Source organism: Pusillimonas sp. NJUB218 (genome assembly GCF_003788685.1).
GTDB lineage: Bacteria > Pseudomonadota > Gammaproteobacteria > Burkholderiales > Burkholderiaceae_B > Neopusillimonas.
The window spans coordinates 142378-165150 of sequence record NZ_NQMK01000008.1 but is presented as its reverse complement, the minus strand read 5'-3'; the positions used below and the strand labels follow the sequence as shown (position 1 = coordinate 165150).

General features: G+C 57.2%; 21 protein-coding genes. 6 read left to right on the top strand and 15 right to left on the bottom strand.

Features of this window, described 5'->3' with window-relative positions; translation table 11 throughout:
- The first annotated feature begins 27 nt into the window (after nt 1–27).
- Nucleotides 28–951 carry an Hsp33 family molecular chaperone HslO gene (locus tag CHR62_RS11635; protein WP_123661034.1) on the top strand — a complete coding sequence of 308 codons (924 nt, stop codon included), beginning with the start codon at nt 28–30 and terminating at the stop codon, nt 949–951.
- An 85-nt stretch (nt 952–1036) separates the two neighbouring features.
- Nucleotides 1037–2230: a TadE/TadG family type IV pilus assembly protein gene (locus CHR62_RS11630; protein ID WP_123661033.1), complete on the top strand. Its 1194-nt coding sequence runs from the start codon at nt 1037–1039 to the stop codon at nt 2228–2230.
- Here CHR62_RS11630 and ftsB read toward each other — a convergent pair.
- The 9 genes from ftsB to CHR62_RS11585 form a co-directional block, all read right to left on the bottom strand.
- Nucleotides 2113–2400 (bottom strand): cell division protein FtsB, encoded by a 288-nt coding sequence (ftsB, locus tag CHR62_RS11625; RefSeq protein ID WP_093969039.1) that lies wholly within the window; start codon nt 2398–2400, stop codon nt 2113–2115. The two genes, CHR62_RS11630 and ftsB, sit on opposite strands and share 118 nt — an antisense overlap.
- A gap of 18 nt (nt 2401–2418) precedes the next feature.
- Nucleotides 2419–3705, bottom strand: a complete 1287-nt coding sequence (gene eno, locus CHR62_RS11620; RefSeq protein WP_093969040.1) for a phosphopyruvate hydratase — start codon at nt 3703–3705, stop codon at nt 2419–2421.
- A 73-nt stretch (nt 3706–3778) separates the two neighbouring features.
- Entirely contained in the window at nt 3779–5140 is a 1362-nt protein-coding gene (locus tag CHR62_RS11615) for an MBL fold metallo-hydrolase RNA specificity domain-containing protein (protein WP_123661032.1), read from the bottom strand.
- 21 nt (nt 5141–5161) lie between these two features.
- The gene (kdsA, locus tag CHR62_RS11610; protein ID WP_093969042.1) at nt 5162–6010 is read right to left on the bottom strand and encodes a 3-deoxy-8-phosphooctulonate synthase; all 849 of its coding nucleotides are present in this window, start codon (nt 6008–6010) and stop codon (nt 5162–5164) included.
- Entirely contained in the window at nt 6007–7665 is a 1659-nt protein-coding gene (locus CHR62_RS11605; RefSeq protein ID WP_123661031.1) for a CTP synthase, read from the bottom strand. The genes kdsA and CHR62_RS11605 overlap by 4 nt, the downstream gene beginning before the upstream one ends.
- 64 nt (nt 7666–7729) lie before the next feature.
- A complete protein-coding gene (locus CHR62_RS11600; RefSeq protein ID WP_255416203.1) occupies nt 7730–9535 on the bottom strand; it encodes an aminopeptidase P family protein in 1806 nt (601 codons plus the stop codon).
- Nucleotides 9536–9613: 78 nt separating this feature from the next.
- A complete protein-coding gene (locus tag CHR62_RS11595) occupies nt 9614–10267 on the bottom strand; it encodes a 3-oxoacid CoA-transferase subunit B (RefSeq protein WP_123661030.1) in 654 nt (217 codons plus the stop codon).
- A 2-nt stretch (nt 10268–10269) separates the two neighbouring features.
- Complete coding sequence (locus tag CHR62_RS11590) at nt 10270–10974, bottom strand: CoA transferase subunit A (RefSeq protein WP_093969045.1); 705 nt, start codon at nt 10972–10974, stop codon at nt 10270–10272.
- Nucleotides 10975–11064: 90 nt separating this feature from the next.
- Entirely contained in the window at nt 11065–11502 is a 438-nt protein-coding gene (locus tag CHR62_RS11585) for a thioesterase family protein (RefSeq protein WP_123661029.1), read from the bottom strand.
- Between the two features lie 165 nt (nt 11503–11667).
- Here CHR62_RS11585 and CHR62_RS11580 point away from each other — a divergent pair, with 165 nt between their 5' ends.
- Nucleotides 11668–13314: an electron transfer flavoprotein-ubiquinone oxidoreductase gene (locus CHR62_RS11580; RefSeq protein ID WP_173862491.1), complete on the top strand. Its 1647-nt coding sequence runs from the start codon at nt 11668–11670 to the stop codon at nt 13312–13314.
- A gap of 200 nt (nt 13315–13514) precedes the next feature.
- Here the strand turns inward: CHR62_RS11580 and acs are convergent, their stop codons facing one another.
- Genes acs through CHR62_RS11565 form a run of 3 tightly spaced genes read right to left on the bottom strand, consistent with a single transcriptional unit; the run spans nt 13515 to nt 17288 of the window.
- Nucleotides 13515–15494, bottom strand: a complete 1980-nt coding sequence (acs, locus tag CHR62_RS11575) for an acetate--CoA ligase (RefSeq protein WP_123661028.1) — start codon at nt 15492–15494, stop codon at nt 13515–13517.
- Nucleotides 15478–16866, bottom strand: coding sequence for an MFS transporter (locus tag CHR62_RS11570; RefSeq protein ID WP_123661027.1), 1389 nt, complete (start codon nt 16864–16866; stop codon nt 15478–15480). The genes acs and CHR62_RS11570 overlap by 17 nt, the downstream gene beginning before the upstream one ends.
- Before the next feature lie 14 nt (nt 16867–16880).
- On the bottom strand, nt 16881–17288 hold the full coding sequence (locus CHR62_RS11565) for a heme-binding protein (protein ID WP_093969049.1): 408 nt from the start codon (nt 17286–17288) through the stop codon (nt 16881–16883).
- Nucleotides 17289–17403: 115 nt separating this feature from the next.
- Between CHR62_RS11565 and CHR62_RS11560 the strand changes: the two genes are divergently transcribed.
- Complete coding sequence (locus CHR62_RS11560; RefSeq protein WP_093969050.1) at nt 17404–18078, top strand: C40 family peptidase; 675 nt, start codon at nt 17404–17406, stop codon at nt 18076–18078.
- Nucleotides 18079–18088: 10 nt separating this feature from the next.
- Here CHR62_RS11560 and CHR62_RS11555 read toward each other — a convergent pair whose 3' ends face one another.
- From CHR62_RS11555 to lptF, 3 genes are all read right to left on the bottom strand, one after another.
- A complete protein-coding gene (locus tag CHR62_RS11555) occupies nt 18089–18415 on the bottom strand; it encodes a DUF2325 domain-containing protein (RefSeq protein ID WP_093969051.1) in 327 nt (108 codons plus the stop codon).
- 86 nt (nt 18416–18501) lie between these two features.
- Nucleotides 18502–19455: a CysB family HTH-type transcriptional regulator gene (locus CHR62_RS11550; RefSeq protein ID WP_093969052.1), complete on the bottom strand. Its 954-nt coding sequence runs from the start codon at nt 19453–19455 to the stop codon at nt 18502–18504.
- An 84-nt stretch (nt 19456–19539) separates the two neighbouring features.
- Nucleotides 19540–20640, bottom strand: coding sequence for an LPS export ABC transporter permease LptF (gene lptF / locus CHR62_RS11545; RefSeq protein WP_093969053.1), 1101 nt, complete (start codon nt 20638–20640; stop codon nt 19540–19542).
- A gap of 54 nt (nt 20641–20694) precedes the next feature.
- Between lptF and CHR62_RS11540 the strand changes: the two genes are divergently transcribed.
- Together CHR62_RS11540 and CHR62_RS11535 are read left to right on the top strand one after the other, a co-directional pair.
- Nucleotides 20695–22203, top strand: a complete 1509-nt coding sequence (locus tag CHR62_RS11540) for a leucyl aminopeptidase (RefSeq protein WP_093969054.1) — start codon at nt 20695–20697, stop codon at nt 22201–22203.
- Between the two features lie 8 nt (nt 22204–22211).
- The gene (locus CHR62_RS11535) at nt 22212–22667 is read left to right on the top strand and encodes a DNA polymerase III subunit chi (RefSeq protein ID WP_093969551.1); all 456 of its coding nucleotides are present in this window, start codon (nt 22212–22214) and stop codon (nt 22665–22667) included.
- Nucleotides 22668–22773 lie beyond the last annotated feature (106 nt).

The window sequence follows — 22773 nt, the reverse complement described above, 5'->3', positions numbered from 1 at the left end:
AAAGCGGCGCTAGGCTAAAATAGCGGCATGAGCAACGAACTTAAAAAATACCTATTTCAAGACCAATCCGTCCGGGTGCAGGCCGTGCGCCTGACCGAGGCCTGGCAAACCGGGCTCGTGCATCAGCACTACCCTGCATGCGTCGAGCGCCTACTTGGCGAGCTGGCTGCCGCCGCCGTGCTGCTGGCGTCCAATATCAAGCTTGACGGTTCTCTGGTGCTACAGCTGCAGGGCGATGGCCCAGTCGCCCTGATAGTGGTCGAGTGCAACGTCAATCTGAACATCCGGGCTACCGCCACCCTGCGCGAGGGGCACGAAATACCAGAAGACGGTACCTTGCAATCGCTGCTGAACGCCAACGGGCAAGGCCGCTTTATTGTGGTGCTCGACCCCAACCGCGACACCACCGACATGCAACCTTATCAAGGCATCGTCCCGCTTGAAGGCGATACTGTCGCACAAGTGCTCGAACTGTACATGCGCAATTCCGAACAACTCGATACCCGACTATGGCTGGCGGCCAACGGGCGCTGCGCTACAGGCATGCTGCTACAGCGGCTACCGGGCCATGGCGGCAATCGACTGGCCGACGCACAAAGCGCCGACGACACCTGGCAACGCGCCGTCATTTTGTCCGAAACGCTGCAAACCGACGAACTCCTGAACCTCGAATCCGATCAAATCGTAAAGCGCCTGTTCTGGGAAGAAGCGCTGCTGACCTTCGAACCCAAGACGGTTCACTGGTTTTGCCCCTGCACCCGCGAGCGGGTCGGCAACATGCTGCGCATGCTGGGCCGCGAAGAAATCGAAAGCATTTTGGGCGAGCGCGAAAATATCGACGTATCGTGCAATTTTTGCGGCAAACCCTATGCGTTCGATGCCGTCGATTGCGCCGGGCTCTTCACCGAAAACCTGGACAGCGGGCATGCCAACCCTAAATCAGTCCATTGATTTAGCTCAATCAACACCATAGACTAATCAACCCAGGCGTATAAGCCGCCGTCGACAGTATCCGGGCCCTGGCACACAATGCCTGATGGCCCGTTTTTTTTACCTTCCGGTTCTTTGGCAAAATACGTTGCTGCCCAAAGCGGTCGCTGCCCGCACGACACGGGCGCGTATTAGCTACGTGTCGCAAAAAGCGCTTGCTGGTTTCAGAGCACTGCTCAGGCGGCGACATTCGCTGCCTGAAGCCCCGACACGGCAACGCGGTACCGGACTGGTTGAATTCTTGCTGGTGGCCATACCTTTGCTGGTAACCGCGTTGGGCGGCATCGAAATTTCGCACTGGATGTTCACCCGGCAAGCCATTAGCATGGCCCTCGTCGAGGCAGGGCGCGCGGGGAGCACAGAACACGCCAACCCATTAGCTATTGCGCGCGCGTTCGAGGCGGCGCTGGGGCCGCTGTACCCCGGCACGGCCAGCCAACCATCAAGCCAACGCGTACAACATGCGCTTGAACGGCACCATCTGCATCACGCAACACTGCCCTGGCACATTCAAATCGTATCGCCCTCGGCAACTGTCTTCGAAGACTTCAAGACATTGGCACCAGACGTACGCCACCACAGTGGGTTACCCACCATCAACAATAGCTACCAATTTGAACAAGATACCGCGTACCGGCAACAAGGCCAGCCCAACGGCACAGGCCCACGATCGGCCCAGACCATCTACCAGGCCAATGCGCTCATCTTAAGATTGACTTACCGCTACAAGCCCCTGCTGCCCGGCCTAGAGACCATGGCAGGCAACACGCTGGCGCTTACACAAGAGGCCGTAGTCGAGATGCAATCACATCCGGTACTCTGGCCCGACGACCCGTCTGGCAGGGTAACGCGCACACGCGATACCGCGGCACACCGTCACTGGAACGACCACGACACCACGCTACCTCAGCCGCCGGCAATACACGACGCCACAAGCCCACCCGCAAACGAGTATGCCGGGTCGCCAGGCCTGAACGAGAACGAAGGGCTAGGAAATAACGCAGACACAGGCAGCAACCCGGGTAACGAATCAGGCGGCAGCCTGGTACCGGAAAGCAGTACCGAAAATGGAGGCGGCGCTCACAGCGCAGCAGAAGACGCGGGAACCACGCCCGGGGACAATCAGGGGGAAGGCTCGTCGGAGGGCAATATATGCACGAACACATCGCCCTCTTTGACCATACCTAATTCGAATCTGGCGCGCTCTTCGACAGCGGCCGTACCCGATTTAAGATCTTGAACCTCGGCCGCCAATGCGTTGTTACGCGCGGCCAAGGCTTCGTTTTTCTCTTCTTGACGGGCAAGCTGCTGTTCTAGTTCGCTGACTCGAGCCCAGCTGCCCTTACCCCACCACAAGGGATACTGTATGGCAGCAGCCAATATCACCAGAATCAACAGAACAAGGCGCATCAGCCTGCCCTACAAAAATTAACGCAGGTTGTAGAACGCGTCGCGACCGGGATACGAGGCCACTTCGGCCAGCTCTTCTTCGATGCGCAGCAACTGGTTGTACTTGGCCATACGATCGGAGCGCGACAGCGAACCGGTCTTGATTTGCATGGCGTTGGTGGCCACTGCAATATCGGCAATCGTCGAATCTTCGGTTTCGCCCGAACGATGCGAAATAACAGCCGTATAACCAGCACGCTTGGCCATTTCGATGGCAGCAAAGGTTTCGGTCAGGGTGCCGATCTGATTGATTTTGATCAGAATGGAGTTGGCAATATTCTGGTCGATACCCTGCTTGAGGATTTTGGTGTTGGTCACGAACAGATCGTCGCCCACCAACTGAACCTTTTTACCCAGTTGCTGAGTCAGGATCTTCCAGCCTTCCCAGTCGTCTTCGGCCATACCATCTTCGATGGTGATAATGGGGTACTTGTCGCACCAAGTTGCCAGCAAATTGGCGAAATCGGCGGCTGCGAGCGACACACCGCCCTCGCCGGCCAAGTGATATTTACCGTCGCGGTAGAACTCGGAGCTGGCGCAATCGAGACCCAGAGCGATTTGCGAACCTGCTTCGTAGCCTGCGGCTTCGATGGCTTGCAAAATAAGCTGGATGGCCGCTTCGTGATTGGCAACGTTAGGGGCAAAGCCGCCCTCGTCACCCACCGCAGTCGACATACCCTGGTCGTGAATCAGTTTTTTAAGGGCGTGGAATACTTCGGCGCCCATCTGCAACGATTCGCGGAAGCTGGTGGCGCCCACAGGCAAGATCATGAATTCTTGCATGTCGAGCGTATTGTTGGCGTGTGCCCCGCCGTTGATCACGTTCATCATGGGCACAGGCATTTGCATAGGACCGCTGCCACCAAAGTAACGGTACAACGATAGGCCTGAATCGTCGGCAGCAGCGCGCGCTACAGCCATACTGGCAGCCAGGATGGCGTTGGCGCCAAGGCGGCTTTTTGACTCGGTACCATCAAGCTCGATAAGGGTACGGTCAACAAAGGTTTGCTCTTGTGCGTCGAGCCCCATGAGCGCTTCGGAAATTTCGGTGTTGAGGTTTTCGACAGCCTTGAGTACGCCCTTGCCCAGGTAGCGGCTTTTATCGCCGTCGCGCAGTTCGATGGCTTCGCGAGCGCCTGTCGAGGCCCCCGACGGTACGGCGGCACGCCCCATGGCACCCGACTCGAGCAACACGTCGCACTCGACGGTAGGGTTGCCACGCGAATCTAGAATTTCGCGCCCGATGATATCTACGATTGCACTCATTGAATGTCCTGTGAAAAAAATGGAATAGCGTTAAATAACAATAATGGATTGTACTTCGAGCAGACGCACGCCCCTACCTGAGCGACACCTTTTCAAGGTGTTCGACGGCGCGCACACGCCAGCCCAGCTCGTCTTTGATGCGGCAACGCAAAGCGTCGGCCGCTTCGGGCTCGCCGTGCACCAGAAAGGTTTCGCGCGGCGGGCGCCGAAAACCACCAAGCCAGCGGATGATTTCGTCGGCATCAGCATGTGCCGACAACATCGACAGGTTGTTGAGCTCGGCTTTAACGGGAATATATTCGCCGTGTATTTTAATCGTCTGGGCACCGGCAAGCATTTTTGCCCCGCGGGTGCCGGCCGCCTGGTAACCAGCGAACAAAATCGATGAGCGCGGATCGGGTGCAAACCGCTTAAGGTGGTGCACAACCCGGCCGCCTGTGGCCATGCCGCTGGCCGAAATAATGATCTTAGGCATGACCGAGGCGTCCAGCGCCTTGGATTCCTCAACGCTTTCGATGTACTCGGCCACTTGATTGACCTCGTAGACTTGCGCCCGCGTGAGCTTTTGCTCGCCCGGATGGTCACGATGCACTTTGACGGCACTTAATGACATGGGGCTGTCAAGGTAAACCGGCATGTTCTCGGGCAGTCGGCGCTCGATTCGCAGCTTGTGCAGGTAGTACAGCAGCAGTTGTACACGCCCCACGGCAAACGCCGGTATAACCACTGTGCCGCCGCGTTCGGCCGTGCGCCGAATGATGTCCTCAAGCACCGCCTCGGGAGGGCTGTTATCGTGACTGCGGTCGCCATAGGTTGACTCGAGCACCAGGTAATCGGCATCTTCGATGGTGTCAGGATCGGGCATGACAGGATCGTTGTAGCGGCCCAAATCGCCCGAGAACACAAGCTTTCGGCCATCCCATTGCACTTCAACAATAGAAGCACCCAAAATGTGCCCGGCGCGATGCAGCTTGATTTTCAGGTCGTGGTCAATGGCGTGAAAGGCGTCGCGCGCCAGTGGCTGAAACTGACGCAGGACTTTTTGAGCCTCTTTGGTGGTGTAGAGCGGCAGGGCGGGTTCGTGCGAACTAAGCTTGTGGCGATTCGCGAACTCGGCGTCAGACTCTTGAATGTGTGCGCTGTCGAGCAGCAGGATTTCGGCCAGATCGATAGTGGGCTCTGACGCAAAAACGGGGCCCTTGAAGCCGTCTCGCCCTAGTCGGGGCAAATAGCCCGAGTGATCGAGGTGGGCATGAGTAAGCACAACCGCATTGATGCTGGCCGGATCGACCGGGAACGGCGCCCAATTGCGTTGACGCAAGAACTTGAGCCCCTGAAACAGGCCACAGTCGACCAAAATACGCTGCCCATTAGATTCGAGCAGATGACGCGACCCGGTAACCGTGCCCGCCGCACCCAGAAACGATAACTCCATGGCTCCTCCGCCAGGTGATGATCAGTCGAGTTCGAACAGGCCGTTTTCTTTGACGCAGCGATCGATGCTGACCAGTGATTTAAGCAAGCCCGGCATCTGACCCAGCGGGACGGCGTTGGGGCCGTCGGACAGGGCTTGATCGGGATTGGGGTGGGTTTCCATGAACAACCCGGCTATACCCACCGCCACCGCAGCACGAGCCAAGATGGGCACGAACTCGCGCTGACCGCCGGACGATGTGCCCTGCCCACCCGGCAACTGTACCGAATGGGTGGCATCGAACACGACCGGACAACCGGTTTCGCGCATGATGGCCAGCGAACGCATATCGGACACCAGATTGTTATAGCCAAACGATGCGCCGCGTTCGCACACCATGATATTACTGCCGTCGCCCCCGGCGGCAATAGCAGCATCGCGCGCCTTGTTCACCACCTGAAGCATATCGTGGGGCGCCAGAAACTGCCCTTTTTTTATGTTGACGGGCTTGAGTGTGGCGGCGCAAGCCTGGATAAAGTCGGTTTGGCGACACAAAAACGCAGGCGTTTGAAGCACGTCGACCACCGCAGCGACATCGTCGACCTGCGATTGATCGTGGATATCGGTAAGCACAGGCACACCCAACTGGGCGCGCACATCGGCCAGAATTTGCAGGCCTTCGTGCATGCCCGGCCCCCGGAAAGACTTGCCCGAGCTGCGATTAGCCTTGTCGAACGAGCTTTTGTATATGAACGGGATGCCCAGCTGCTGCGTGATTTCTTGCAGGCGGCCTGCCGTATCGAAAGCCATTTGGCGTGACTCGATAACGCAGGGGCCCGCGATCAGAAAAAACGGCCGGTTCAGCCCGGCTTCGAACCCGCATAGCTTCATGCCGAACCCTTAACCGGGCGATTGGCCTGGTGTTCGAGCGCGGCCTTGATATAGCCCGTGAACAACGGATGGCCATCGCGCGGTGTTGAGGTGAACTCGGGGTGAAACTGCACGCCCATAAACCAAGGGTGCGAAGGCAGCTCCATGATTTCGGGGAGTTGCTCGGTGGGGGTACGCGCGCTAATGACCAGGCCGGACTCTTCGAGACGCGACACGTAGACATTGTTGACTTCGTAACGATGGCGATGGCGCTCGTTGACTTCGTCGCCATAAATTTTATGAGCCAGGGTACCCGGGCGAACTGGGCAACGCTGTGCCCCTTTGCGCATGGTGCCACCCAGATCAGACGTTTGATCGCGACGCTCGACTTTGCCTTCGCGGTCTTGCCATTCGGTGATGAGGGCCACCACAGGATGCGGCGTAGCCGGATCGAATTCGGTGCTGTTGGCCCCGCCCAGTTGGGCGACGTTGCGGGCGAACTCAATAACCCCCAACTGCATGCCCAGGCAAATACCCAAGTACGGCACGCTGTTTTCGCGGGCGTAGCGAATAGCAGCAATCTTGCCCTCGGTGCCCCGTTTGCCAAAGCCGCCCGGCACCAGGATGGCATCGAGGTGTTCAAGACATGCCGTACCTTCGGCTTCGATGACTTCAGAGTCGAGGTATTCGATGTTGACGTGGGAGCTGGTGTGGATACCGGCGTGAACCAAGGCTTCGGTAAGCGACTTGTACGATTCGGTCAGGTCGACGTACTTGCCGACCATGCCGATAGTGACGGTTTTCTTGGGATGCTCGATGGCATCGACCATGCGGTCCCAGACGGTGAGGTCGGCCGGTGGCGGCGACAATGCCAGCGCATCGCAGACCAGGTTGTCGAGGCCTTGTGCGTGCAGCATGGCCGGGATTTTATAAATCGAATCGACGTCCCAGACCGAAATGACGGCATCGAGCGGCACGTTGGAGAACAACGAAATTTTCGCGCGCTCGTCGTCGGGGATACGGCGGTCGGCACGGCACAACAAGGCGTGCGGATAAATACCGATTTCACGCAGTTTTTGTACCGAGTGCTGAGTAGGCTTGGTTTTAAGCTCGCCGGCCGAGGCAATGAACGGCACCAGCGTCAGGTGCACAAACGCGGCGTTATTACGGCCCAGGCGCAGGCTCATTTGACGTGCGGCCTCGAGGAAAGGCAGCGATTCGATATCACCGACGGTACCGCCGATCTCGACAATGGCGACATCGGCCTCGCCCTGATAGGCCGCTTTAGCGCCACGGGCAATGAAATCTTGGATCTCGTTGGTAATGTGCGGGATAACCTGAACAGTTTTACCCAGGTAGTCGCCGCGACGCTCTTTACGCAACACCGATTCGTAGATTTGACCGGTGGTAAAGTTATTGACCTTACGCATGCGCGTCGAAATAAAGCGCTCGTAGTGGCCCAGGTCAAGGTCGGTTTCGGCGCCGTCTTCGGTGACAAACACCTCGCCGTGCTGAAACGGGCTCATGGTGCCGGGGTCGACGTTGATGTAGGGGTCGAGCTTGAGCATGGTGACACGCAAACCACGCGACTCGAGAATGGCGGCCAATGAAGCAGCGGCAATGCCCTTACCCAGCGAGGACACTACCCCACCCGTTACAAATACATATTTGGTCATAAATCTGCGCCCGGTGTAGCCGGGCGGTAGCGGGAAATTGAAATTATAGCCGACGCAACCGGTTTCACAGCGGTTCGGTACGCGCAATCAACCAGTCGCGCGCCGCACCGTTGACCAGAGGCAACAATGTTTGACGTACGCAGGCGTGATAGTCGTTCAACCACGTTAAGTCGGTAGGCGTCAGCAAGCTTGCGTCGATACAGCGCGTGTCTATCGGGCACAAAGTCAGGGTTTCAAATTTCATGAATTCACCGAACTGAGTTTGCTCTGCAGGCTGGCACACCACCAGGTTCTCGATGCGCACCCCCCATTGGCCCGGCCGGTAAACCCCCGGTTCGTTGGACGTAATCATGCCGGTTGCCATCGCCATGGCCGGCTTGATGGGCGTGCGGTACGAGATGGATTGCGGCCCTTCGTGAACGTTCAAAAAGTAACCCACACCATGACCTGTACCGTGACCAAATTCAATACCTGCCTGCCACAAGGGCAGCCTGGCAATCGGATCGAGCATGGGTGCGGCAATGCCCTTTGGAAAATGCGCCTGGGACAGGGCAATCATGCCGCGCAACACTAAGGTAAAGTCGCGTTTTTGCTCGGGCGTTGGCGTGCCCACCGGCACGACCCGGGTGATATCGGTTGTACCGCCCAGATACTGGCCACCCGAATCGATAAGCAACAGACCATCGCCTTCGATGCGCGCATGTGAGCGCGTTGTAGCGTGATAGTGCGGCATAGCGCCGTTGGCGTTATAAGCGGCGATGGTCGAAAAGCTGGCGGATACGAAACCAGGCCGACGCGCCCGCGCTTCGGTAATTTTTTCGTCGATAGTCAGTTCGGTGATGGGCGCATTACCCAGTGCAGACTCGAACCAGGCAAAAAATTCACATAAGGCTGCGCCGTCCTCGGCCATCGCTTGCCGAACATGGGCAATTTCTTCCGGCGTTTTACACGCCTTAAGCAAGATGCTGGGGTTGTCGGCCTCGATGTGTTTAACGAACGCTGCAGCCGACAGCAAGCCCACCGTGGTGCGAGCCGGATCGAACAGCAAGGTACCCGATTCGGGCAGGCAAGACAACGCCCCGCCGATGGCGTCATAGGATTCGATACCCACCCCGTCGGCAGCAAGTTCTGCAACCAGTTCGGGCGACAGTTTCGAGGGTTCGACGAACAATGTGACTGTGTCGGCCCCCAGCAGAACATGCGCCAGAAAAACCGGGTTATACGACACATCGGCGCCACGCAAATTCAGTAACCAGGCAATGTCGTCAAGCGACGACAGCCAGTGCCAGCCGGCGCCCTGCGCAAGCATGCGGTCGCGTACGGCCTGAATATTGGCTGCGCGCGGCCGGCAAGCATGCGGTGGCTTATGCGCAAAAACAGGCGCCGACGGTAAAGACGGGCGCTCAGTCCAGACTTCACCTACCAGGTCAAGATCGGTATGCAGGCGTAAACCGCCGCCCGACAATGTGCTTTGCCATTGACGATGTGCAGAAACGGCCAGCGTATTGCCATCGACGGCCACTTTGGCGCCTTTAGACAAATGCGCCACCAGCCACTCGGCCGGCGTCGGTACGCCTTCGGCACCCGCCCGCATTGTTTCGATTCCGCTGCCCTCCAGGTCATTGACCGCCTGCTCCCAGTAGCGACTGTCTGTCCAGAGGCCGGCAAAACCAGCCGTTACCACCAAGGTACCCGCCGACCCTTCAAACCCCGACAGCCAGGCGCGAGCCGCCCAATGATCGGGCAGATATTCGGACAAATGCGGGTCTGCCGACAAGACAACACAAGCGTCGACGCCATGCGCATCCATGGCCTGCCGCAAGGCCTGCAGGCGAAACGAGGGGGTGGAACCGGGGGTCAAATCAGCCACGAGTTTACTCAATCAAAAATGCAAAAAAATAACGGCTTACCCCGTTAACCGGAGCAAGCCGCACGCAAACAAAAAAGTTCAGGCAAACGCTGACACATCGATTTTGGCTGCCGTTTTGGACAGGATCTCGTCAACGGTAACACCCGGCGCCATTTCGGTAAGCTTAAGGCCGTTTTCAGTGACTTCCATGACGCCCAGATCGGTAATGATGACGTTAACCACGCCAACACCGGTAAGCGGCAGCGTGCACTCAGGCAACAATTTCAGGTCTTCGGTGCCGTCTTTTTTACGCGCCACGTGCTCCATTAAGACCACCACACGACTAACGCCGGCGACCAAATCCATCGCGCCGCCCATGCCTTTGATCATTTTTCCCGGAATCATCCAGTTGGCCAGGTCGCCCTTTCCGGACACCTGCATAGCCCCCAGAATAGCCAAATTGATTTTGCCACCGCGGATCATGGCAAACGACTCAGACGAAGAAAAAATTGACGACCCCGGCAAAGTGGTGACGGTTTGTTTGCCGGCGTTGATCATATCGGCGTCGACCTCGTCTTCTTCAGGGAAAGGGCCAATACCCAGCAAGCCGTTTTCGGACTGCAGCCAGACCTCGACGCCCGGCGGTACGTAATTGGCTACCAGGGTGGGCAAGCCAATGCCCAAATTCACGTAGAAGCCGTCTTGAAGCTCTTTTGCCGCACGCGCGGCCATTTCGTCACGATTCCATGCCATGGTTATTCTCCTGCGTTACGTACGGTGCGTTTTTCAATGCGTTTTTCGGGGCTGGTGTTCAGCACAATGCGGTGTACGTAAATACCGGGCAAGTGGACGTCATCGGGGTTGATATCACCGATATCAACCAGTTTTTCAACTTCAACAACCGTAATTTTCCCGGCCATGGCGACATCAGGGTTGAAATTACGCGCGGTCTTACGGAAAACCAGGTTCCCGCTACGATCGGCCATATAGGCTTTCACCAAACACACGTCGGGCTTGAGCGCGCGCTCGAGAATATAGCGCTCGCCATCAAACTCGCGCTCTTCTTTGCCTTCGGCCACCAGCGTGCCTACCCCGGTACGCGTATAAAACGCCGGAATACCGGCCCCGCCAGCGCGCAACTTCTCGGCCAGCGTACCCTGCGGCGTGAACTCGAGCTCGAGCTCGCCGGCCAGATACTGACGCTCGAACTCTTTGTTTTCGCCTACGTAAGACGAAATCATTTTCTTGATTTGACGGGTCTCGAGCAACTGCCCTAGCCCAAAACCATCGACCCCTGCGTTATTACTGACACACGTCAGGTTTTGAACACCCGAATCACGCAACGCAGCGATCAAGGCCTCTGGAATACCGCACAGACCGAAACCGCCGACGCCGATCATTTGGCCATCGGCCACAATGCCCTTTAGTGCTTCTGCGGCACTTGCATACACTTTGTTCATTAATGCTCCACCCTGAGTTTAAAAACGTGGCGGCCACTACCGGTATCGACCGGCCCCGGACCACCGCAAACTATACTTTAGCCGACTCGCCTACACAAAAAAACGCGCCAGGTGCTCAAGCTCGGCGGCTGTCCAGGGCGACGATTGCCCGCTTTCGCGATCGGCTACCACAACCACATTCTTACCCTTGGCGTAGGGCACACCCGGCTCGCCCTCGACCTCGATGGTGACATCGAAAGTCAGACTGGATCGACCAATTCGGGTCACGGTCATGAGCACGGCTACCGTCGCCGGGTAAACCACCGACTTCAAAAAATCGAATGAAGCGTGCGCCAGCAACGGCACACGGCCATGCGGGAAATAGACCTGCTCGGCTTCGAAGCACTGAGCACGGGCCTCTTCGACATATTTGAAATACAGCGTGTTATTGACGTGCCCGACGGCGTCCATGTCGCCCCAACGCACCGGCATGACGCACCGGAATACCCCACCTACCTTCAACGGACAAACGCTTGATTCTTCTGACATAGTTGGCTTATTGACGAAGCTGTTGTTTATTTAAAAAAACGCACAGGCCGGCATACCGACCGCACGCGCCACGAAAGGATAACAGTACAAGGCTGGAACGGCTGACTCGAGCTGCACTACAATCCCCACATACAACAGAATAATTCAACACGGAGAATTACATCCATGACTGAACGCGAATCGATGGAATACGATGTCGTGGTGGTTGGCGCCGGCCCTGCCGGGCTGTCTGCCGCAATACGTATCAAACAGCTTGCCGCCGAAAAGGGCCAGGAGATCAGTGTCTGTGTACTGGAAAAAGGCGCTGAAGTCGGCGCCCACATCCTGTCCGGCGCCGTCATGGACCCCAAAGCCCTGACTGAACTGATCCCCGACTGGAAAGAAAAAGGCGCGCCACTGAACACCCCGGTCACCGAAGACAAGTTCTTGTTCCTGACCCAAAGCGGTTCGCGCTCTACGCCAGCATGGATGCTGCCCGAATGCTTCCAGAACCACGGTAATTACATTGTGCGTCTTGGCGAAGTCACCCAGTGGCTGGGCGAACAGGCCGAAGCTCTAGGCGTCGAGATTTTCCCCGGGTTTGCCGCCGCCGAGATCCTGTACACCGACGACGGTGCCATCAAAGGCGTTGCCACGGGTGACATGGGCGTGGCGCGCGATGGCTCGCACACCCCGAATTACCAGCCTGGCATGGAGCTTCACGCTCGCTACACGCTGTTTGCCGAAGGGTCACGCGGCCATCTGGGTCGCCAGCTCATCGAACGCTTCAAGCTCGATCAAGGCCGCAACAGCCAAAGCTATGCCATCGGCATCAAAGAAATGTGGGAAGTCGACCCGGCGCAATCCCGGCCCGGTCTGGTCATGCATACGGCCGGCTGGCCCCTCGACGCCGACACCTATGGCGGCTCATTCCTGTACCACCTGAAAGACAACATTGTTGTCGTGGGTCTGGTTGTCGGGCTCGATTACGCCAACCCATGGCTGTCGCCCTTCGAAGAATTCCAGCGCTACAAAACCCATCCGGCCATCCGCCCCATCTTTGAAGGCGGCAAGCGTATCGCCTATGGTGCGCGATCCCTGACTGCGGGCGGCTTGTTGTCTCTGCCTAAGTTCGTGTTCCCCGGCGGTGCCATGGTGGGCTGCGAGGCCGGCTTCCTTAATGCATCGCGCATCAAGGGCAGCCACGCCGCCATCAAAACCGGCGCACTGGCGGCCGAAGCTGCAGTACAAGCCATTATGGCCGGCCGCAGCCACGACGAACTCACGGCCTACACGACGGCATTCGAAGCCTCCTGGCTCCACGACGAACTGAACAAAGCCCGCAACTTCAAACAATGGTTCAAAAAAGGCCGTACCGTAGGTACCGTCATGACTGGCATAGAGCAGCTGCTTTTAAAAGGCAAAATGCCCTGGACACTGCGCAATAACAAGCCGGATCACGCCTTCCTGCAACCTGCAGCCGAATGCGCTCGCATCGACTACCCCAAACCCGATGGCAAGCTGACATTCGATCGTCTCAGCTCGGTGTTTATCTCAAACACCAACCACGAAGAAGACGAACCTGTCCACCTGACATTGAAAGACGCGTCAGTGCCGGTGTCAGTCAACCTGGCCAAATACGGCGGCCCCGAGGCGCGCTTTTGTCCTGCCGGCGTCTACGAGTTCATTAAAGACGACGCGGGCAGCGATCGCCTGCAAATCAATGCGCAAAACTGTATTCATTGCAAAACCTGCGACATCAAAGACCCCACACAAAATATTGTTTGGGTCACCCCGCAAGGCGGCGAAGGGCCGGTTTATAACGGCATGTAATACCGCCGGCCTTCTGCGCCCTTATGTCGCCATAAAAAAGCAGCCTTTATAAAAGGCTGCCCCCAGGCTAAAAATAAACCCCGCTGTTTTTTGCAGCGGGGTTTATTTTTTGTCGGTTAAGTAATTGCGGGCTTTTGTTTTTGCAATGTGCGGTGGTCTTGTTATGCCGCCAAGGGCCGCATAACAAGACACAAACGCCTTTACACCGACTTCGACAACTGGGAAAGAATTGCCGGGTTTTCGAGCGTCGAGACGTCTTGCGTGACCTCTTCGCCCTTGGCCACAATACGCAACAACCTGCGCATGATTTTGCCTGAACGTGTTTTGGGCAGGTTTTCACCAAAACGGATATCTTTGGGTTTGGCTATCGGGCCGATCTCTTTGGCTACCCAGTCACGCAGTTGTTTGGCCACCTGCACGGCTTCGTCACCTTCAGGCAAGTCGCGTTTAAGCACGACAAACGCCACAATGGCCTCGCCCGTGGTGTCGTCGGGGCGCCCAACCACAGCGGCCTCGGCCACCAGGGGATGCGACACCAGGGCCGACTCGACTTCCATAGTACCCAGGCGGTGGCCAGAGACGTTCAGAACGTCGTCGACACGGCCCATGATCCAGAAATAACCATCGGCATCGCGCTGCGCACCGTCACCCGCCAGGTAGTACCCTTTGAGCTCGGGCGGGAAATAGCTTTTCTTGAAGCGTTCAGGGTCGCCCCAGATATTACGGATCATGGCCGGCCATGGGCGCTTGATCACCAGAAACCCGCCGGTCCCATTTTCGACATCGCCACCAACTTCATCGACGATGGCAGCCTCGATACCCGGCAGCGGCAAGGTGCACGAACCGGGCTTAAGCGGTGTCACGCCAGGCAAGGGCGTGATCATATGGCCGCCCGTTTCGGTTTGCCACCAGGTATCCAGAACCGGGCAGCGCTCACCCCCCACTTCTTTGAAATACCACATCCAGGCTTCGGGGTTGATGGGTTCGCCCACCGAACCAATAAGACGCAATGAACTGAGATCGTACTTGCGCGGGTGAACATCGGGTTGGGATTCGGACGCTTTAGTCAGCGAACGAATAGCAGTAGGCGCGGTATAGAACACCGTCACGTTATGGCGCTGGATCATTTCCCAGAAACGCCCGGCATTGGGATAGGTAGGCACGCCTTCGAACATGACCTGTGTCAGGCCATTGGCCAACGGGCCATAGGCAATATAGGTATGGCCCGTAATCCAGCCCACGTCGGCCGTACACCAGTAGACGTCGGATGGCTTGGCATCGAATGCCCACTTAACCGTGAGCATGGCCCATAGCAAATAACCAGCCGACGCGTGTTGCACCCCTTTAGGTTTGCCCGTAGAGCCCGAGGTATAAAGAATGAACAAAGGATGTTCGGCATTAACCGGCACGGCTGGGCAATCGGCCGACTGTCCTTTGGCAACGTCGTGCATCCAGAGGTCACGCCCTTCTACCCAGTTAACGGCGCCGCCTGTACGCTTGTACACGACCACATGGCGTACCGCCTCGCAGCCCCCCATAGAAATAGCTTCGTCGACCGCAGGCTTAAGCGTGATTGCCTTACCACCGCGCATTTGTTCATCGGCGGTAATGACCAGCGAGGCGCCGACATCGACCAGACGCTCGTGGATGCTTTTGGAGGAAAAACCGCCAAACACCACCGAGTGCGTGATACCCAGACGCACGCAGGCATGCATGGCGACAACGGCTTCGACGGACATGGGCAGATAAATAATGGCGCGATCGCCCTTTTTGTACCCCAGCGCCTTCAGGCCGTTAGCGAACGCGCACACTCGATCGTAGAGTTCGCGATAGGTGACTTGCGTGACATCGCCGTTATCGGCTTCAAAAATAATGGCGGTTTTGTGCTCGACCGGCGTACCCAAATGACGGTCGAGGCAGTTCTCGGAGACGTTAAGCTCGCCGTCGCCAAACCATTTGTAAAACGGCGGGTTCGATTCGTCGAGCACTTGCGTAAAGGGCGTTGTCCAGTTCAAGTTTTCTTTGGCCAACCGCCCCCAGAAACCCTCGGGGGAAGCTTGCGCCTCGGCGACAAGCGCTTTGTAGGCCTCCATCCCGGCAATATTTGCCGTTTTGACAAGCTCGGGAAAGGCAGGAAACACCCGGTTTTCTACCAGCACTGACTTAATTTGTGTGGACACGATGGTTGACTCCTTCTTGTTCGTCTGGATAACCCAATTCACGATAAGTATCGCTCACCTGAACGCCGCGCGCAAAATTGATGCGCATTAATATGACAAAACCGACGATAAAAAACAAACCCGTAAACAGCAGAGCCTGACGATGATTGCCACTGGTTAACCAGGTAACCAGTCCATAGCTGAACGGACCGACAACAGCCGCCAGTTGAATGGCAAACGTCCATAATGCATAGAACTCTGCCAGACGACCAGAAGGCGCAAGCGCCCCGACCATGGCCCGGCCTGCGCTTTGACTGGTGCCCATGCACAAGCCGGCAAGCACTGCGGCTACCCAGAACACCCGGACATCGACGGCCAGATAAGCCACAACAACCATGACCATCCAGCCCACGAGCGTAATGGCCAACGCAGGTTTATGGCCGACCCGGTCTTGAAAGTGACCAAACAATAGGGCCCCGGCAGCCGCCGCAATATTGACGACAAAAACCAGCGCCATGGTCTGTGCCATGCCAAAGCCCATAGCCTCGGTGGCGTAGACCGCAGCCAAGGTAATGACCACCGCAATACCCGCCTGGTAGAACGCACCACACAACAGCAACAGGCGAAAATCGGGGAAAAAATGACTGACTTCGTGCCACGCGCCCACCAGATGACGCAACGGCGATACGCGCCGCCGACGACTGGGCACCGAACGCTCTTGTAAAAAGACAAATGAGGGAATGGCAGACAGGCCAAACAACACGGCCGTCAGGAGCATTACCCAGGGCACATAGACAGGCGCGTCGTAACCCTTGCCGGACAGCACTGACACCAGCAGCAATGACAACCCTAGCGCCAGCATGCCGCCAAAATAGCCAAAACCCCAACCCCAGCCCGACACCCTTCCCAGACTGCCCGGGCGTGCGATCTCGGGCAAAAACGCGGCAATAACCGATTCGCCCACGCAATAACAATAGTTTGAAACGGCCAGCACCAGCAGCCCTACCAGCACCATGCCTGGCCCGATGCCGGCCAGCAAACACGTCGCGAGCACACAACCTGCCGTACTTAAAAAAAGTACCCTGCGCTTACGGCGGTGGGCATCGGCATAGGTACCCAGTGCGGGCATCGTGAACATCACCAGCAAGTAAGACAATGACAACGCCGACGTAAGTGCCAGCGTGCCCCAGTCTTTACCTGCGGCAACCACCCCGACAAAATAAGTATTGAATACCGTCGTCAGTACAACGGTGGTGTAGCCGGAGTTGGCAAAATCATAAAAAGCCCAGCTCCAGAACTCGCGACGCTTGACCCCGGGGGCCAGCGCGCCAGACAGCCCCCGCTGGGCAGGGGACTGTGTCGGAGCGGACCCGACTGCGTCTGGTGCAGACATAAACCGGCGCCGGCTTATGCCGTAACGGCAGCAATACCCGCACGGGCGATAGCGGCATCGTCGCTGGATTTGACGCCGGCTGCTGCAACGGCGCCGACGACTTGCCCGTCAACAATAATGGGCACGCCACCCTCAAGCAAGCCCTCGAGCACTGGCGCGGTCAGGAACGACATGCGCCCCTGATTGATGATGTCCTCGTACACTTTTGACTCGCGACGCCCCAACGCAGCCGCGTTGGCTTTGGCGGGTGCCATATGAGCAGTAATGGGGGCGGCGTTATCAAGTCGCAGCAAACCCAGCAAGTGCCCGCCATCGTCCACCACGGCGATCGACACCGCCCACTGGTTTTCGGCGGCGTGCTTTTCAGCTGCAGCCAAAATGGCTTTGACGTCTTCTGCGCTTAAAACGGGTTTTGTTTTCATGATTTAACTCTGAATCTCGTGGAAGTTACAAAACCCAGACTTTACCTGATCGAGCAGATTAGTTAAACTCGGGCACGCGAAAAAATGTCCGGGCATCCGCGGCCCGTTCTAGCCCATGACATCACTATCGATTACACCCGCACATCGTATCTTTAATTCAATTTTGCCCCGCCGATTCGGTGGGGCTTTATGCGCCGCCCTCGTGGTCGGGCTGTTGTCTGGTTGCGCCACCACAGGCCAGCAAAGCGCCGGCACATCGCTTCGCGACGCTTACCAGGCGCAAGCCACCTCCGACCCGCTTGGCGCCTACCTGGCGCAAAACGACTACGGCCTTAGCCGCGGCAGCAACCTGGGCTACGACCAGCCTGCCACAGGCCCACGGGCCATGGCGTCAACTGCACTGCAGCATCTAGGCGTTAAGTATTCTTTTGGCGGCGACGCACCAAGCACAGGGTTCGACTGCAGCGGGCTGGTTATTTATGCGGCCGAAAAATCATTAGGCCTTAAATTGCCTCGCCGCTCGGCCGAAATTGCGCGCTTGGGCACGGCCGTGAACAAGTCCGAACTCAAAAAAGGTGACCTGGTGTTCTTCAATACACTCGGCCACCGTTTTTCACATGTAGGTATTTACCTGGGCAACCGGCAGTTTGTTCATGCGCCTCGCGCCGGTTCGGTAGTGCGCATCGAAAACATGGACATGGCTTACTGGAAGAAGCGCTATAACGGCGCGCGTCGCCTCGACCCAGGCCAACTCGACGACGCAACCACCGCCCTCACCCTGAATAAATAGCAAATCCGCTTCAGGATTTGCGCGCAGGGCACGCCTCGCAGTACCCGCACTGGCTCAGGGCCTGCTTCATGCAGCATACCGAGCGACGACAAGCCACCACCCTGATGCCGGCGCGTTGCGCTGCGGCACGAAACGTTTTCATAACGTTATGACCCAGAAAATCAGTTAAAAGTATTAATAACTGGGTGCCCGAAGGGAGCTGAGGTGTTTTCTTTTGATGCGCGCTGTGACGGCCGCTGATGTGCTGCATGATGGCTATGTTGTGCCCTTTCAGCAGGTCGGGGATATTTCCCAGCCGGTCGGCCCCCACAACAACAGCATTAACAGATCCTGACATGATTTCCTCTCGCGGATAACGTTGAACCACTTAACGATAATCATTATCATTTAATATGTCAATGAGAATAATTCCCATTTGATTTTTTAGGCGTCAATGTTCGACTCCCGATCAATCGCTTCCTGGACAACGTCTCGCGTCAGGCTCTCGGACAGCATCTGCAAAAACACGTAAACATAATCGCGCAGGAAAATACCCGACTTGATGGCAACACGCGTGACGTGCTCGCCAAACAAGTGCCCCACCGGAATACCAACCAGCCCCTTGTCGCGGCGGGGATCAAAAGCCATACCGGCAATAATGCCAACACCTAGCCCGACGTCGACATAGGTTTTGATCACATCGGCATCAATCGCTTCGAGCACGATATCGGGCGTAATGCCGGCATTGGCGAAAGCCTCGTCGATGGCACGGCGGCCAGAAAACTGGCGATCGTAAGTTACCAGCGGATACTGCGCCAAATGCGCTAACGACAGCTCACGGGCCTGACTGGACGTAAGCTCGGCCAACGGATGTTCGGGCTTCAGTACCAGGACGTGTTCCCAGGCGTAAACAGGCAACGCCGCCAAGCCGGGGGTATGTGCCAAAGACTCGGTCGCGATGGCCAGGTCGGCTTGCTCGTGCAGGACCATACGCGCCAATGTCGGAGGGTTACCTTCGGCTAACGACACACGAACTTTGGGAAACCGCTCACGAAAGCCCGGAATGACCTTAGGCAGTAGGTATCGCGCCTGTGCGTGCGTGCAACCTATGACCAGCCCGCCTTCATCACGCTGGGCGAATTCGTCGCTGACTTTTTTAAGATTGTCGACTTCGCGCATGATGCGCTCGATCACTTGGGCCACCGCCGTGCCGGGCTTGGTCAAACCCTTGATGCGCTTACCGTGACGCTCGAAAATCTTGATCCCCAGCTCATCTTCGAATTCGATAATTGACTTGGACACGCCCGGTTGCGACGTGAACAGCGCGCGAGCGGCTTCGGTCAGGTTGAAATTGCGACGAATGGTTTCGCGAACGAAACGAAATTGCTGTAGGTTCATGATGTGTCCCGATATAGAGACACAATTATATGTAATAAAGACCCTACACAAAATAGCTTTTGGATATAAGCAATAACCTAACAGTTAGCTTTTGCGGGGCGCCTTGACACGCAACTTACGCCACATCATGAACACCATCAAGCCTAAAAATACGGCATGAACCAGCCAGACACCCACAGAAAAAGGGAGCTGTCCATTTCCGATCCAACCACGCGACAGGTTGATTAGATTCATATAAAGCAGGCCAACCAGGCCGGCGATAAGAATATCGCCCGAACGCCCCAGCCGCGGGTTGACCGCGCCAAGAGGTATGGCCAACAGCGCCAGGTTGAGGGCCGCCAGCGGCAGTGCCAGGCGCCACATAATTTGCGAATTGGCATGCTCGGTGTTGTCACGCAATAGCTGCTCGGTAGGCCGCGCTTTGATTTGCCGCTCGGCGATTTCACGCATGGCTGCCGGCGTTGTCGCATCGGCGCTTCGTTCGAGGCGAAAGCCATAGCGCTCGAAGTCGAGCAGACGGAATTCGGGCTGCCCTGGCTTCAAATCGTAGCGATGACCTTCGGTAAGTACCAGAAAGCGATCGCCATTAGCCTGTGTCTCGACACGCGCGCTATTGGCTGTAACGACACTAAGCCATTGATCGTCGATCACACGGGCAACCACCTTGCCCAGTTCGTCGCCTTCGTTGACGGGGTCTTCGGCAAAAAATACCCGTGCACCGCCCTGCGTTTCGATGAACTGGCCGGCCGAGACTTTGGACAAGTCGGACCGTTGCTCGTAACGTTGACGGTACTCGGCAATTTGCCGATAGGCCCAGGGCGAGGCAAACAGGGTAAGAAACGCAATGATAAGCGCAGCCGGAACGGCGCAGCGCATAACCGGCCCCACCCAGTCTTTAAGCGACAGCCCGCTGGCAAACCACACCACCATTTCAGATTCGCGAAAATTTCGGGTGACTGTCGTCAAGACTGCGATGAACAACGACACCGATAAAATGACTGGCAATGCCGTAATGCTTGAAAACGTGGCAAGACCGAAAACGACATCGGCCCCAATACTGCCGTTAGCCGCTTCGCCCAGCAAACGCACCAGCAGCACGCTGAGCCACACAACAAGCAATGTAGAGAATACTACCCCTGCGTGACTGAGAATTTCGGAAACTACCGAGCGTTTGAATAGAGACATAAAGAAAAATGGGAGATAATCAGTAGCACTTTACTGACATTAACCGAGACCACCATGGAATTCAGTACCAATACCACAACAACACTTCATACCCTGAAAACTGCAGCCTTGGCCGTTGGCGTATTTGCCGAAGGACAACTTACTGCCGCTGCCAAAATTATCGACGACGCCAGCAACGGCGCTGTCCGAGACGCTGTGAAGGCCGAGTTCCCGGGCACCGCTGGCACGCAGTTAGTGCTGCGAAACCTGGCAGGCATCAGTGCTCAACGCGTTATTTTAATCGGGTTAGGCAAACAAGAGGCCTACAACGCCAAAACTCACGCCGCCGCCGAACAATCCTTCGCCAAATACTGCGTTCAGGCGCAGCTTACCGAGGGCGTATCGACACTAGCCCGCACCGATTGCAAAGACAGCACATTGCAACAGCGTACGCAGGCATTGGCCGTTGCTGTTGGCCAGGCCACTTATCAGTACGACGCCACGCTGGGCAAAGCCTCTAAAAAAACCGCACCCAAACTTAAAAAAATCAGTACCTGGGTCACCCGTGCCGAAGCCGACGAGGCCAATGCCGGCCTGCAGTCTGGCCGCGCTATGGCCAATGGCATGCAACTGGCACGCACACTGGGCGACTTGCCCGGCAATATCTGCACGCCAACCTATCTGGGCAACACCGCCAAAAAACTGGCCAAGACCCATAAAACGCTTAAGGTCGAGGTTCTCGGGCTGAAGCAGCTACAAGAACTGGGCATGGGCTCGTTCCTGTCGGTCGCCAAAGGCTCTGACGAGCCCCCGGTATTTATTGTGATCAAGTACACCCCAGCGGCAGCCGCAAAAGCAGCGCGCGCCAAGGCCAAAGCGCCGGTTGTCCTGGTTGGCAAGGGTATCACCTTTGACTCCGGTGGTATTTCCATCAAGCCCGGCGCCAACATGGACGAAATGAAATACGACATGTGCGGTGCTGCAAGCGTTGTCGGCACGATGCAGGCGGTGGCCGAACTGGGCATTAGCCAGCCAGTTATCGGCCTTATTCCCGCATGCGAGAACCTGCCCAGCGGGCGCGCCAACAAGCCAGGCGACGTCGTCACCAGCATGTCGGGTCAAACCATCGAAATTCTTAACACCGATGCCGAAGGCCGTCTCATCTTGTGCGATGCCCTGACCTACGCCGAGCGCTTCAAGCCCGCCGCCGTCGTTGATATCGCGACCCTTACCGGCGCGTGCGTCGTCGCCTTGGGTCACGTCAATACCGGCTTGTTTTCGGCCGACGACGCCTTGGCCGACCAGTTGCTTGCGGCCGGCAAGCAATCGGGCGACCCCGCATGGCGCATGCCGCTCGACGACGCCTACCAAGAGCAGCTGCGGTCCAATTTCGCCGATATGGCCAACATCGGCGGCATGCCGGCCGGTTCTGTAACGGCTGCCTGCTTCTTGTCGCGCTTTGCCAAGGCCTACAAGTGGGCTCACCTCGACATCGCCGGCACAGCATGGCGCAGTGGTAAAGACAAAGGCGCTTCAGGCCGCCCCGTCCCTCTGCTGGTCCAGTTCCTGCTAAACCAGGCTTGATGACCACGATGTCCAGGGTCGACTTCGCCTTTGGCGCTCCCGACCGCTTGCGCATGGCCTGCGAGGTCGTGCGCAAGCACTATGCGGCCGGTCGGCCGTTGGTGGTTTATACGCAAAACAACCAACTTATGGGCCGATTCGACCGCCTGCTATGGTCATTCGAGCCCGATGCCTTCATACCCCATGTCGATGCGGCTGACCCACTCGCGCCGCAAACAGCGGTCATTTTTACAACAGCTGCTCCCATGCCCGACATGCACGCCCGGCATGCGCAAGCACCCGTCTGGCTAATCAATCTCGACGCCGATATCCCACCCACGGCCAGCCACTTCCCGCGCATTCTCGAAGTCATCGACAACAAACCCGCCGAGGTCGCCGCAGCGCGCCAGCGCTGGCGCGCCTACAAGCAAGAGGGGCACGAACTTTTTGCCCACGACGTGTCCAACACCGTGCCGGCATCCTGATTTGCACACACCGCGCAAAGTCATCGCGCCCATAGTCATAATGACCTGAAGACCCTGCCCTGCCGCTTGATTATTCAGCTGTATGTCAGTAATCTAAGGGCTGTAA